This is a genomic window from Canibacter zhuwentaonis (assembly GCF_018531145.1).
In the GTDB taxonomy this organism is placed as follows: domain Bacteria; phylum Actinomycetota; class Actinomycetes; order Actinomycetales; family Microbacteriaceae; genus Canibacter; species Canibacter zhuwentaonis.
The window spans coordinates 102,361-115,980 of record NZ_JAHDSZ010000002.1; the positions used below are offsets into that span (position 1 = coordinate 102,361).

Sequence of the window (13,620 nt, forward strand, 5' to 3'; positions counted from 1 at the left end):
TTTTAGCGCGTAGAATAAACGGTGAAACCAGGATTATATGATTGATTTAACGCTTAGAGAAATAGCTGAAGTTACCGGTGGTAAGCTGTTTTTAGATACCGCCGCAGTCACTCCCGAAACGGTTCTTAGCGGTCTTGTGCAAACTGATTCGCGCGAGCTTGAGCCGGGGCAGATTTTCGTTGCCAGGCGCGGTGACACGCAAGACGGATACGACTATATTGACGCGGCGGTGCGCGCGGGCGCGGCGCTGGTTATTTGCGAGCAACCGTCGCAGGCCTCGGTTGCGCAGGTTATTGTTGCGGATGCAACCGCTGCGCTGGGCGAACTTGCGGGCGCGGTGATTGCGCGACTGAAGCAGCTCGGACGCCTAAAGGTTATTGCAATAACGGGTTCTAACGGTAAAACAACAACCAAAAATCTGCTTGCTAAAATGCTCTCCTGCGCGGGTAACACCGTGGCGGCTGAAAAATCTTTTAATAACGAGGTTGGCGGGCCGCTCACAATGCTGCGCGCGCAGGAAGATACCGACTTTTTGGTGCTTGAAATTGGCGCGAGCGCTCCCGGAGAAATTGCAAACCTGGTGCGTTTAGCGCAGCCCGATTATGGCGTTGTGCTGATGGTCGGGCTTGCGCACGCGGGCTGCTTTGGCAGCATCGAGGCAACTGCGCAAGCGAAGCAGGAGATGGTTGCTATGCTGCGAGAAAATGCCGTTGCAGTTTTGAATGCGGCGGATGCGCGAGTTAAACAAATGGCGGCGCACACTGCTGCGCGCACCTTGTATTTTGGTGACACAACAGGCTCTGCCTACGCGAGCAATATTGAGGTTACCGCGCAGGGCACAGTGTTTAACCTGCATTTAGGAGCGCACGAGGAGCGGGTCTTGTTTCAGGTGCTCGGCGCGCACCACGTTAATAACGCGCTGGCTGCCGCCGCGGTTGCGAGCGAGTGCGGGGTTGATTTCAATTCGATACTGCGGGTTTTAAGCAGCAGTTCGCGGGCTGCTAAGTGGCGCATGGAGGTTACTAAACTTCCCGGCGGAATCACGCTTATTAATGATGCTTACAACGCGAGCCCCGACTCTATGGAGGCGGCTTTAAAAACCTTGGCGCAGGTTAGCGATCTGCAGGGGCGCAGCATCGCAGTGCTCGGCGAGATGAGCGAGCTGGGCGAGTTTGCGAGTCCCGCTTACGATAAACTTGGAGTTTTGGCGGTGCGGTTGCGTATTTCGCAGCTTATTGCTGTTGGCACGAACGTGCGTAGAATGTATATTTCCGCCGTTAATGAGGGAGCCTGGGATGGTGTCGCCGCGCACCATTTTGAAACCCAGGATGAGGCTTTTGCGTATTTGAAGGCAGAGCTGCGTGAAGGGGATACTGTGTTAGTAAAATCTTCTAACGTGGCTAAACTGAGATTCTTAGGCGACAAGTTGAAAGAGGAGCTAGCGTCGTGATCGCCGTGCTTTTGTCGGGCATTATTGCGCTTGCTTTTTCGCTGTTTTTAACGCCCCTGTTTGTAAAAATATTTAGGCGTTTGCAGTGGGGACAGTTTATCCGTGAGGACGGTCCTGAATCTCACTATGCTAAGCGCGGCACGCCCACAATGGGTGGTATTGTGTTCTTAATCGGCGCCCCCATCGCCTATTTTACTGCGGAGCTTATCACCGACGGCACGCCAACCGCGTCCGCTCTGCTGGTTATTGGGCTGGCCTGGGGTTGTGGACTAATTGGGTTTATTGACGACTACGTAAAAACCCGCAAACAGCAGTCGCTCGGGCTGGGCGGCTGGGCGAAAATATTCGGGCAGGTTGTTGCTGCCTCCGTGTTCGGGTTTTTAGCACTGAAATTTCCAGACGAGCATGGAATCACACCGGCCACAACTGCAGTTTCGCTGTTTCGTGACACTGAAATAGATTTTTTGGCGCTCGGCAAATGGGTCGGGCTGATTCTTTTTATGCTCTGGGTTATTTTAATAACCACAGCAACTTCTAACGCGGTAAATCTTACTGACGGGCTTGACGGTCTTGCCGCGGGCGCTTCTATTATGGTGTTCATGGCGTATATTCTGATCAGCTTTTGGCAGTTTTCGCAGAGTTGCGTGCTCGAAGATTACGCGGTTGGGTGCTACACGGTGCGCGATCCGCTCGATCTTGTTGCTGTTGCGGCAGCATTTACCGGCGCGCTAATTGGTTTTCTGTGGTGGAATACCTCGCCCGCGCTGCTGTATATGGGAGACACCGGCTCAATGGGTATCGGCGGCGCAATTGCAGCGCTTGCAGTGCTCACGCGCACGGAGTTGCTGCTGATTATGGTTGGCGGGCTGTTCCTGATCGAGGCAGGATCGGTTATTCTGCAGCGCGCTTATTTCAAAGCAACAGGGGGCAAGCGGATCTTCCTGATGAGCCCCATTCATCACCATTTTGAGCTTAAAGGTTGGGCAGAGGTTACAGTTGTTGTGCGTTTTTGGATTGTTGCGGGCGCGCTGGCAGTGCTCGGGGTTGCGATGTTCTACGGCGAGTGGGTTTTGCTAAATGGCTAGGTTAGATCCCGCGCTGCTCGCGCAGTTAAACAGCTGGTACGCGCCGTGGCGCGGTATTCGCGCCTGTGTGCTGGGGCTCGGGGTAGCTGGGTTTGCGGCGGCGGATGTGCTCGCAGAGCTTGGGGTTACAACACGGGTTTTTGCGCAGCGCGGTGACGTGGAAAAAGAGAAGATTTTATCCGTGCTGGATGTTACAAGCTGCATTGGTGATAATGAAGCGCAGTTAGCGGCGCTGCGGGAGTTCGATCCGCAATTAATTATTGTATCCCCCGGGTATCGCCCCTATAATCCGCTGCTGCTTTGGGCCGCGCAAGCGGGAATTACAGTGTGGGGCGATATTGAGTTTGCCTGGCGCGTGCGAGACAAAGTATACACCGCCGAGTGGCTCTGTATCACCGGTACTAACGGGAAAACAACCACGGCACAGCTGACCGCAACTATGCTCGTGTCAAGCGGTGCGAAGGCCGCTCCCGTGGGTAATATAGGGGTGCCTGTGCTAGACGCGATTCGGGATCCTGAAGGGTTTGACGCGCTGGTTGTGGAGCTTTCGAGTTTCCAGCTACACTGGCTTGATACGGTGCGACCGTACGCCAGCTGTGTGCTCAATATTGCCCGCGATCACCTTGACTGGCACGGCAGTTACGAGGCTTATATTGCGGCAAAGGCGAAGATTTTTGAGCGCACAAAAACCGCGTGCGTTTACAATCGGCACGAAGAAATAATAGAAACTTTGCTGATGCAGGCCGATGTGCAGGAGGGGGCGCGAGCTGTCGGGTTTGGGCTTGACACGCCGGCGCGATCTGAGCTGGGAGTTGTTGAAGGCATTCTGGTTGATCGCGGCTATCACGCAGCGCGCGGCACAACGGCGCTTGAGCTGGTAACGCTGAGCGAGTTGCACGAAGCAGGTTTGGCGCAGCCGCACACCGTCGCCAATGTTTTAGCTGCCGCTGCCCTCGCAAGAGCTTACGGAGTTGCCCCGACCGATATTAAACGCGCAGTGCTCGGTTTTGTGCCCGACAAACACCGGGTTGAGCCCGTTGCTAAGCAAAACGGGGTGCTCTGGGTTGATGATTCAAAAGCGACCAATTCGCACGCGGCGGATGCGGCGCTGTCTGCGGTTGCTAGCACGGTGTGGATTATGGGCGGCGATTTTAAGGGCACAGATATTGTGCCGCTGCTAACAAAGCACGTAAAAAAGCTGCGGGCGGTTGTTGTTATCGGCGCAAACTCGCAGGAAACTGCGGGCTTGGTGCGGCGAGTTTGCCCTGAACTTACGGTTGCGCAGGTTGCGGCGGAAGATGCTGAGGGCGCTAAACTCACAGGAGATGCCGTTATGGAGCGTGCTGTTGTATCCGCCGCGAACTATGCGCTCGCCGGCGACACGGTATTGCTCGCACCGGCGGCGGCGAGCATCGATCAGTTTGGCGGATACGCTGAGCGCGGGCTTGCGTTTGCGCGCGCGGTGCAGCAGCTTTTGGGGGTGCCAGGTGAGCAGTAAATTAACCGGCGCGCGTATAGATGCCACAGTTGCCGCAGTGAGTGGCATTAAAAAACGCCCTCTGAACAGGGGAATTATCGCAATTTGGGCGGTTGCTGTGCCGCTGATGATGCTGGGTGCTTTGATGGTGACATCCGCGTCCGCAACTCAGGCGGAGGGTGCTTTTGCCTCTGGCGCGAGGCATTTTCTGTACGCGCTTGTGGCAATAGTTTTAATGGGTCTTGTGGCGATGTTTGTGACGATCACGCTGCTCCGCAAAATTGCCCCGTGGTTTGCGCTGCTCGCGGTGATTTTGCAGCTGCTGGTGCTGTTTTCGCCACTGGGTGTGACAATCGGTGGTAACCGTAACTGGCTAGCGCTGGGACCCGTTACAGTGCAGCCCTCTGAGTTCTTGAAACTTGCCCTGATTATACTGCTGTCGCTAAGCATTTATCAGTCGCACAGAAATAAAACCGTGGTGCAAAACAACGCGCCAATTTGGATTGTTTCTTTCGCTCTAATAATTATGATTGTGATCGGTCACGACCAGGGAACTGCCAGCGTGCTCGGGCTGATCGTTATCGGGTGTCTGTATTTCACTGGTGCGAGCGGCAAGCGCGTGGCGAGTTTTATTGGCGTCGGCGCGGCAGCGGCGGTGCTGGGCGTGTTAACCAGCTCTAACAGGCTCGATCGTATTAAGAGCCTGTTTATTACCGATAACTCGGTCGACTACGCGACGCTCAACTGGCAGCCAACCCACGCGATTTGGGCGATTGCAAACGGCGGGGTTAACGGCACTGGAATCGGCAACTCAATTGTTAAATGGGCCTGGCTGCCGGCTTCTGAAAACGACTATATTTTTGCAATTATTGCCGAGGAGCTGGGGCTAATCGGCGCGATCTGTGTGTTGCTAGGTTACGGCGTGTTGGCCTGGGCTTTGATCTGGATTTTAGGAACCGTGCGCGATAATTTCAGCAGGGGTATTATCGGCGGTGTGCTGGTGTGGATCATTGGGCAGGCGATTGTGAACATCGCTGTTGTGCTGCGTATTCTACCGGTGTTGGGAGTGCCGCTGCCCCTAATTAGCGCGGGCGGTAGTGCGCTTTTGGCGTGCGCTCTGGCGCTCGGGGTGGTACTCGTGTGCGCGCATGAAGCGGAGACGCGCATCCGTAAAGAACGTTTGCCGACGCAAAAAGTGGGCGATGCGAGTTTGCCGAAGCTGAACAAGCGAGGTGTTGTGTGAGATATTTACTTGCCGGAGGAGGCACTGCCGGGCACGTAAACCCGTTGTTGGCGCTCGCAGAAATGATCACCGCACAGGAGGCAAATACCGAAATTGTTGTGCTCGGAACTTGCGAGGGGCTGGAGTCGCGGCTCGTGCCAGAGCGCGGTTTTGAGCTGTTCACAATTGCTAAACTGCCTTTTCCACGCACCCTAAACCTGTACGCCTTAGGATTTGCCCCGCGCTTTATTAAAGCAGTTGTGCGCACCGTAAAACTAATGCGCAGTCGCCGTATTGACGCGGTTGTGGGATTTGGCGGGTACGCATCCGCGCCCGCTTATGCGGCTGCAAAACTGCTCGGTGTGCCGTATGTGATTCACGAAGCAAACGCGCTGCCGGGTATAGCCAACAGGGCAGGAGCGCTCGGCACGGAGTGGGTCGGCGTGACCTTTGCGAACACCCCCATTCGCGGCGCAAAAGTGATTGGAATGCCGCTGCGCAAAGAGATCGCAGAGCTTGACCGTGCAGCTCAGAGAGCTAGCGCCGCGCAGTTTTTCGGGCTTGACGCAAATCGCAAAACCCTGCTTGTAACCGGCGGATCGCTTGGTGCGCGCGGAATTAATGAGGGCATTGCGGCAGGTGCCGCGCAGTTTGCCGCCGCAGGAGTGCAGGTGCTGCACATTTGGGGCGAGCAAACAGAATCTACTGCGGTGACAGTTGCCGGGTATAAAATACTGCCGTACTGTGATCGCATGGAGCTGGCATTTAGCCTGGCGGATTTTGTGATCTCGCGTGCCGGGGCAACAACAGTGAGCGAAATCGCCGGTCTTAGCCTGCCAGCGGTGTTTGTGCCCTACCGGCATGGCAACGGCGAGCAGGCGCGCAATTGCGCCGAGGTTGTGAATGCGGGTGGCGCGCTGTTGGCAGAAGACGCTGAAATCACCCCGGAGTGGGTTAAAACGCAGCTTTTGCCGCTGCTGCAGAACGATTACGAACTGCGGCTAATGAGCGAGCGAGCGGGGCGATCCGCTTGCCTAAACGGCACAGAGCAGCTTTACGAGATGGTGCGGCGGGCGCTGCGGGCGTAGCGCCCGGGTTACAATAGGAGGGCGTAAGCAGATGATTTATCCAGATTTAGAGCAGAGCGTGGGCGCAGATTTGGGACGCGTACACTTTGTCGGCATTGGCGGATCGGGAATGCACGGAATTGCGCGCATGATGCTCAGCCGCGGGCACGTTGTAACCGGCTCAGACAGGGCGCTGAACGCTAACACTGCGGCTTTGCAGCAGCTCGGGGTGAAAGTTTATGAGGGGCATCGTGCCGAGAACGCGCACGGCGCTGACACACTGGTAATAACGGGCGCGCTCTGGCCCAACAACCCGGAATACCTGTACGCAAAAGAGAACAACCTGCAGCTTCTGCACAGATCGCAGGCGCTGGCTTGGCTAACGCGCAACAGGCGGCTGGTGGCAGTTGCCGGGGCGCACGGCAAAACCACCTCAACGGGAATGCTGGTGACGGGGCTGCTGGGCAGCGGAGCCGATCCGTCTTTTGTGAACGGCGGCGTTATTGAGCGGCTCGGGGTGAGCGCGCGCGAGGGTGCTGATGAGCTGTTCGTGATCGAAGCCGACGAGTCAGATCGCTCATTTTTGCTTTACGAAACGGCCGTTGCGCTAATCACCAATGTTGACCCGGAGCACCTTGATTTTTACGGCTCGCGCGAGGCATTTATGCGCGCCTTTGTCGATTTTGCCACCGCTGCTAAAGAACTAGTGGTTATTTCAGCGGATGATCCGGGCGCTCTCGAGGTGCGCGAAATGCTGCCGCGTAGCACTTGTGTTGTGACCTTCGGAACGGCGGCAACAGCGGATGTGCGAGTGCACAACATAGATCTTTCTGGGGAGGTTAGTTTTGATGTGAGCTGCGGCGCTGAGACTGCGCGCGTGCAATTGAACGTGTTTGGTTCTCATAACGCTCTGAATGCGGCGGGCGCAATTGCTGTGCTGTTGCACCTGGGCAGTGATCTGCAAACCGCGGCTGCGGCGGTTGCTGATTTTGGCGGCACAAAACGCCGTTTTGAGTTTCACGCTGAGGTTGCCAGCGTGCGCGTTTATGATGATTACGCGCATCACCACACTGAGGTTGCGGCGCTGCTGAAATCGGTTAAGCCTGTTGTGGGCGCTGCGGGGCGCGTTATCGCGCTGCACCAGCCGCACCTGTTCAGTCGCACAGCAACTTTTTATGCGCAGTTTGCCGCAGCCCTTGAAAACAACGCTGACTACACGATTGTGCTGCCCGTTGATGGTGCGCGAGAGGATCCTGTGCCCGGGGTTACTGGCGAGTTGGTGGCAAACGCCTTTACCGACCAGGCGCGGGTTGCCTATTTTGATAACTGGGCTGATGTTGTGGCGCACGCCGCCGCAGTTGCCCGCCCCGGTGACGTTTTTATCACCATGAGCTGCGGCACGGCGTACCAGATTATCCCGGATTTTGTGGCGGCTCTTATCGCTCGTTTCGGTGATACGGAGTGCCGTTTCGCGGCGGATTTTAAGCTCCCCGCAGGAGGTTAGCTGAAGATGAAGCGCCCCACCGGATTTGATCTACCAGAGCCTGGCGAATCCGCTCAGAACACACCGAAAACTGAGGTGTTCGACGAGAAACTGCGCAGCAGGCTTTTTAAGCCTTTACGTTCGCAGCTTACGTCACGGCGGGAGTATCTGGATTCTGTGCGCGCTTCTGTTGCCGAGGTTGAACGGGAGCTCTCTGTGTGGGATGCGGATCATCCCGAGGAAATTGAGGCTGTGCCTTCTGTTGCGAGTGAGCGGGCGGAATCCGTTAAAAAACCGCGTTTTTTTGCCGCTAAGAGAGTTGTCAAGCAGCGCGCTCAAAAAAACGAGGAATTGCTGTCACAAGAAGGCGGGGAATTACCCGCAATAAAGGCAGGAAAGTCACGATTTCTGGGCGTAAAGAGTGTTAAAAATAGGGGCATTCAAGAGGCAGCAGATTTGCGAGCGCAAAAGACTGCAGAGCTGAGTGCTCAAAATACTGCCGCGCCCGAGAAAACAACCGCGCAGCGGCTCGCCAAAACAGCTGCGCAACCGTTTACCGGAAAGACAAAGGAGGCGCGTCGCAAACAAACGTTTGATGTGCGGTGCGTGATTGCTGAGATAGGTTCCTCTGCCGAGGTTAAACGCGCCCGGCAGGAGCTTAAAAACGCCCGCAAACAGAGCCGTAACGCAACTAAAAAAGCGGTTAAAAAACGCTCTGTGCGCGAGCTATCTTTTGCGCAAAAAATTACTGCGAGCATTTGCGCAACGGTTGCGATTGTTGCGTTCGCGGTTGTGATTATTGTGATTTCGCCGCTAATGAGCGTACGTCAGATCACCCTTGAGGGTGCTTCTGAGCAGCTCGCCCCGGAGGTAACCGAGGCTTTGCAAGAGCTGCGCGGCGAGCCGCTCGCGCTGATTGGCGACAAAGAGCTGTATCGGGTGCTCTCGCCGTTTAAGCGCATTCAGCGCTACAGCTACGAAACTGTGCCCCCTGATTTGTTACTGGTGCGCGTGCATGAGCGCGTGCCGGTGATCGCGGTCGCTGTTGGTGAGCGGTATCGGGTGCTCGACGCGGCGGGTGTATCGCTCGCCGAGGGTATCACAGAGCTGCCCGACAATATGCCAGTGGCGACGGGATTGGCGGCGGATGTACGCACCGACGCTTTTACCGCAGCAACCGCCGTGTTGCGTAATATCACGCCTGAGCTGCGATCCGAAGTGCAAGAGGTGCAGGCAACAGGGGCGCAGGATGTGACCTTTATTATGCGCGGCGGCTTGCGTGTAAACTGGGGAAACGCGCAGGATGTGCCGCTCAAAATGGCAATTTTTGAGCGGATGCGCGCCTCTCTAGCAGACAGGAATATATCGGTTATCGATGTTTCTTCAACGCAAGCGCCAGTTTTTCGATAGAATTCGGTGTGTCACACTAATTTTTACGTATCCGGCGGGTACGGTCATAGACATACATAATTATATGGTATAACCTTCTGGTTTAACTTGAAAGTTTAAGGTGGTTGTTTATGAACTCGTACAGTCCTTCGCTTGCGGTAATTAAAGTGGTTGGCGTTGGCGGCGGTGGTGTTAATGCCGTTAACCGCATGATTCAAATGGGGATGCAGGGCGTTGAGTTTATCGCAATAAACACTGACCAGCAGGCGCTGGCGTTGAGCGAAGCCGATGTTAAACTGGATATCGGGCGCGAAAAAACCCGCGGTCTTGGCGCGGGAGCGGATCCGGAAGTGGGGAGGCAGGCTGCCGAAGCTCAAGTAGAAGAGATCGAGGCGGTAATCGCGGGAGCAGATATGGTGTTTATCACCGCAGGAGAAGGCGGCGGTACGGGCACGGGAGCAGCTCCTGTTGTAGCTAAAATCGCGAAGTCTATCGGTGCTTTAACAATCGGTGTTGTAACCCGCCCGTTCGGATTCGAAGGTAAGCGTCGCGCATCACAGGCTGATCTTGGTGTGCACCGGTTACGAGAAGAGGTTGACGCGCTGATCGTGGTGCCAAACGATCGCCTGCTTGAAATTGCAGAGCCGGGCATCACCATGACCGACGCTTTCGCACAGGCGGACAGTGTGCTGGTGTCTGGTGTGCGCGGTATTAGCGACCTGATTTCAGGAGCCGGCATTATTAATGTTGATTTTGCGGATGTGGAAACCGTGTTGCAGGGTGCTGGCACAGCGCTGATGGGAATCGGTGTTGCGCGCGGCGCGGATCGCGCTATTAAAGCGGCAGAGCTGGCTACCAGCTCGCCGTTGCTTGAAGCGGCTATTGACGGCGCGCACGCAGCGCTGGTGTACGTACAGGGCTCAAGCGATCTTGGAATGCACGAGCTTGCTGAAGCGTGCACTCTGATTGAAGCGGTTCTGCACCCTGAGGCTAACTCGATTGTGGGCATGGGTATTGATCAAGACCTTGGTGATGATATCAAGGTTACGGTTATTGCGGCCGGTTTTGACAGTATTCAGAGTGTTGATAAAGAAAAAACGCAGTCACGCCCGCGCCGTGGCGTGTTAGAAGATGGCACGTCGCTGACAATGTCAGCCAACAGCGGCAGTAGCTACGGTCGGGGCGTTAACGGAACGGGTCCTGTTGAAACTCCCGGTGCTAACTCGTTAAACTCAAATTTTAATGACACGATTTCTAATCCGCCGCTCGAAAACCAGCTTAAAGACCCGGCTTTCGACGCGGACGATGACGATCTTGACATCCCGGATTTTCTGAAATAAATAACCGTTATTTCGTTCAGTAATTTTTATATTGAGGCTACTATTCTGGAGCATCAAAGGCGCTAGGTACGAGGAGTAACATGGCAGAAGAAACAGGCAAAGGTAAGGGTTTTGTGAGCAAAAGCCTGGGCAAGCTCGGGTTGGATACGCTTTTTTACAGTTCTGATGCTGATGAGCTTGAGAGCTATGACTACAAGCCAACAGAGCCCACGCGGAAGGTTACCTCTGCCGCGCCCGAGACGCAGGAGTATGCGCGGGTTACACCGCTGCGCAAGAGTGTGCCAACGCACGCCCCAATAAACAGCGATTTCACAGAAATCGAAACCCTGCGCCCGAGTAGCTTTAGCGAGGCACCGCGCATCGCTGAGCTGCTCTGCAGCGGGATTCCGATCGTGCTTGATCTATCCGGTATCGCTGATGCACAGGGGCAGCGAATCCTTGATTTTGCGAGCGGCGTTGTGCTGGGAGTAAACGGGCATTTGAAGCGGATCACGGGCAAGGTTTTTATAATAACCCCCGAGGCTATCAGCATCTCTGAGGGCGAGGCTAAAGAAGCGCGCGTGGGGTATTCTGATAGCGGATCATTTTACGTCGCGCCCAAAGAGTAGCGGGAAAGAAGCTATTACAGGTGGCAACAGTATTTCTTTGGGTATCCAATATCGTAAACTTCTATCTGGCTATACTCTGGTGTCGTCTTGTCTTGGAATGGGTGCGGGTGCTAATCCCCAGAGATTTTCGCACCCCTAAGATATTGGTAATTCTGTTTGAACTGGTTTATATTGTCACTGATCCGCCGGTGAATTTTGTGCGCAGGCGTATAAAGCCTGTTAGGCTCGGTCCGGTTTTGCTTGACCTGTCATTGATGATTGTAATAGTTGCCCTCTGGCTATTGATGTATGCACTGACTTTTACGTATTGGTTGTCCCGTGCTGTAAGCTAGTTACACATCTTTTACATATACATTTGCTACCGTATTAGATAGATAAGTAGTTTGTTGCTCGATCGAAAAGAGAGAAAATGGCTTTAACTCCAGAACACGTAAAAACCAAGACTTTCACCATTACGAAGTTTCGTGACGGTTACGAACCAGACCAGGTTGATGATTTCCTTGATGAGATTGTTGCTGATCTCGACGCTCGTGACGCAGAGCGTGAGCAACTACAGAAGCGGGTTGCCGAGCTAACAGCAGAGCTTGAGGCAGCTCGCGCAGGTAAAGCTGAGAGCGCTGCTGGGTCGAAGCAGACTGCAGCTCCTATTGCTGCGTCAGTTTCCGGTACGGATATGGATGTACAGAAGTCTAGCGCTATGCTGAAGCTCGCGCTGGAGTTGCACGATAAGCACATTAATGAGGGCAAGACTAAGCGTGCACAGCTTATTAGCGAGGGCGAAGCTGAGGCTAGCCGCATCGTAAGCGAAGCAACTGCGAAGCGTGAAGAGCAGTTGCGCCGTCTGACGGCAGAAAGCTTTAATCTTGAAACAAAGATTGAAGAGCTTAAAGGATTTGAGAAAGAATACCGCGCAACCCTTAAGTCTTACATTGAGTCACAGTTGAAGGGTCTTAATGAGGGGCTTAGCGTATCTGGCGGGTCTGCTCGCTAGATAGCAGTTTATGCGGGCATACTACGCTAAGGGTCTTCCCGAAAAGGGTGAACGTCGGCTAGCAATTTTTCTGCTGGTCGGCGTTGCTCTTTGCTGGGCTGTTTTAGATCAGGGTGTTAAGCACTGGGCTGAAACAACCCTTACCCTGCGCGATCCCGTGCCCGTGGTGGGGGAAACTCTGCAGTGGTATTTGGTGTACAACTCCGGCGCTGCGTTTTCGATTTTGAGCGATAAAACCTGGGTTTTTACCGTTTTAGCAGCCGTTGTTATTGGCGTGATTTTGTGGCACATTCCCAAAATAAATTCGCTGCGCTGGGCTGCGGCTATTGGGCTAATGCTGGGCGGCACGCTCGGTAATCTCTACGACAGGCTCTTTCGCGCCCCGGGCTTTGCTGTTGGACACGTGGTTGACATGATTTCCACGCCGTGGCTGGTGCCAGCGGTGTATAACGTCGCCGATATCGGGCTTGTTGGCGCCGTTATCGTGATGATTATTTTAACCCTGCTGAATGTGCGAGCAGAGCGTAAAAAACCTAAGGAGGGGCGATCCGCCGCGGCTGAAACGGTGCGCGATGCCTGAGTTGAATATTACCGTGCCGGCCGAACTTGACGGGGTGCGAGCGGATGCCGCAATTGCCGAGCTCACAGCTCAGCCGCGCAGTTGGATAGTTGAAATTATTGTTGCCGGTGGTGCAACGCAGGATGCAAAGCCGCTGCGCAAAAGCGACCGCTTGCGCGAGGGAGCGCACCTGCTGGCACACTGGATGCCTAAACCCGAACCGGAAGTAATTCCCGAGGAAATTCCCGAGATGCGGATTTTGCATGATGACGAGCATCTTGTTGTTGTGCAGAAACCCGCGGGAGTTGCCGCGCATCCATCGCACGGCTGGAACGGGCACACAGTGCTGGGCGGGCTGGCCGCTAAAGGCTATCGCATCGCCACAAGTGGCGCTCCCGAGCGGCAAGGGATTGTTCACCGGCTCGATCAGGGCACAAGCGGTGTTATGGTCGTGTGCAAAAGCGAGTATGCCTATGCCGAGCTAAAGCGGCAGTTTAAGTATCGCGAGGTGCGTAAAATATATCACGCGCTGGTGCAGGGGCATCCGGATCCGTTTTATGGCACAATAGATGCGCCGATCGGGCGCCATCCCGGTGCTGAGTGGAAGTTTGCGGTAATTGGCGATGGTAAAAACGCGGTGACCCACTATGATACGCTCGAAGCCCTGCCGCACGCAACACTGCTGGAGATTGCGATTGAGACCGGGCGTACCCACCAAATCAGGGTGCACATGGCCGCGCACAAGCACCCCTGCGTGGGCGATATTATGTACGGTGCGGATCCTAAAATGGCTGTTAAACTGGGGCTTAACCGGCAGTGGTTGCACGCTCGCGAGCTTGAAATAACGCACCCGGTATCCACTGAGCGGATGCTTTTTCAGAGCGACTACACGCCCGAGCTTGTTGCCGCGTTAAACGCGTTAAGCTATTAACCCAAGAATCGGGTGGGC

The 13,620-nt window shown here is 54.9% G+C and carries 13 protein-coding genes; all 13 read left to right on the forward strand.

Going from position 1 to position 13,620, the window contains the following annotated elements; genetic code table 11:
• The first annotated feature begins 37 nt into the window (after window positions 1–37).
• The 13 genes from KJY78_RS02650 to KJY78_RS02710 all read left to right on the forward strand — a co-directional run bounded on the left by KJY78_RS02650 (window position 38) and on the right by KJY78_RS02710 (window position 13,602).
• Window positions 38–1,450 carry a UDP-N-acetylmuramoyl-tripeptide--D-alanyl-D-alanine ligase gene (locus KJY78_RS02650; RefSeq protein ID WP_214337053.1) on the forward strand — a complete coding sequence of 471 codons (1,413 nt, stop codon included), beginning with the start codon at window positions 38–40 and terminating at the stop codon, window positions 1,448–1,450.
• Window positions 1,447–2,535: a phospho-N-acetylmuramoyl-pentapeptide-transferase gene (gene mraY / locus KJY78_RS02655; RefSeq protein WP_214337054.1), complete on the forward strand. Its 1,089-nt coding sequence runs from the start codon at window positions 1,447–1,449 to the stop codon at window positions 2,533–2,535. Before KJY78_RS02650 ends, mraY begins: the two co-directional genes overlap by 4 nt.
• A complete protein-coding gene (gene murD, locus KJY78_RS02660) occupies window positions 2,528–4,033 on the forward strand; it encodes a UDP-N-acetylmuramoyl-L-alanine--D-glutamate ligase (RefSeq protein ID WP_214337055.1) in 1,506 nt (501 codons plus the stop codon). The genes mraY and murD overlap by 8 nt, the downstream gene beginning before the upstream one ends.
• Window positions 4,023–5,255: an FtsW/RodA/SpoVE family cell cycle protein gene (locus tag KJY78_RS02665; protein WP_214337056.1), complete on the forward strand. Its 1,233-nt coding sequence runs from the start codon at window positions 4,023–4,025 to the stop codon at window positions 5,253–5,255. The genes murD and KJY78_RS02665 overlap by 11 nt, the downstream gene beginning before the upstream one ends.
• Window positions 5,252–6,322 (forward strand): UDP-N-acetylglucosamine--N-acetylmuramyl-(pentapeptide) pyrophosphoryl-undecaprenol N-acetylglucosamine transferase, encoded by a 1,071-nt coding sequence (locus tag KJY78_RS02670; protein WP_348771174.1) that lies wholly within the window; start codon window positions 5,252–5,254, stop codon window positions 6,320–6,322. The genes KJY78_RS02665 and KJY78_RS02670 overlap by 4 nt, the downstream gene beginning before the upstream one ends.
• 31 nt (window positions 6,323–6,353) lie before the next feature.
• A complete protein-coding gene (murC, locus tag KJY78_RS02675) occupies window positions 6,354–7,805 on the forward strand; it encodes a UDP-N-acetylmuramate--L-alanine ligase (RefSeq protein ID WP_214337057.1) in 1,452 nt (483 codons plus the stop codon).
• Window positions 7,806–7,811: 6 nt separating this feature from the next.
• On the forward strand, window positions 7,812–9,194 hold the full coding sequence (locus tag KJY78_RS02680) for a cell division protein FtsQ/DivIB (protein ID WP_214337058.1): 1,383 nt from the start codon (window positions 7,812–7,814) through the stop codon (window positions 9,192–9,194).
• Window positions 9,195–9,304: 110 nt separating this feature from the next.
• Window positions 9,305–10,513, forward strand: a complete 1,209-nt coding sequence (ftsZ, locus tag KJY78_RS02685; RefSeq protein WP_214337059.1) for a cell division protein FtsZ — start codon at window positions 9,305–9,307, stop codon at window positions 10,511–10,513.
• An 80-nt stretch (window positions 10,514–10,593) separates the two neighbouring features.
• Complete coding sequence (locus KJY78_RS02690; protein ID WP_214337060.1) at window positions 10,594–11,121, forward strand: cell division protein SepF; 528 nt, start codon at window positions 10,594–10,596, stop codon at window positions 11,119–11,121.
• 20 nt (window positions 11,122–11,141) lie between these two features.
• Window positions 11,142–11,453 (forward strand): YggT family protein, encoded by a 312-nt coding sequence (locus KJY78_RS02695; RefSeq protein WP_214337061.1) that lies wholly within the window; start codon window positions 11,142–11,144, stop codon window positions 11,451–11,453.
• A gap of 77 nt (window positions 11,454–11,530) precedes the next feature.
• Window positions 11,531–12,112 carry a DivIVA domain-containing protein gene (locus KJY78_RS06710; RefSeq protein WP_214337062.1) on the forward strand — a complete coding sequence of 194 codons (582 nt, stop codon included), beginning with the start codon at window positions 11,531–11,533 and terminating at the stop codon, window positions 12,110–12,112.
• A gap of 10 nt (window positions 12,113–12,122) precedes the next feature.
• Window positions 12,123–12,692 carry a signal peptidase II gene (gene lspA, locus KJY78_RS02705; RefSeq protein ID WP_214337063.1) on the forward strand — a complete coding sequence of 190 codons (570 nt, stop codon included), beginning with the start codon at window positions 12,123–12,125 and terminating at the stop codon, window positions 12,690–12,692.
• A complete protein-coding gene (locus KJY78_RS02710) occupies window positions 12,685–13,602 on the forward strand; it encodes an RluA family pseudouridine synthase (RefSeq protein ID WP_214337064.1) in 918 nt (305 codons plus the stop codon). The genes lspA and KJY78_RS02710 overlap by 8 nt, the downstream gene beginning before the upstream one ends.
• Window positions 13,603–13,620 lie beyond the last annotated feature (18 nt).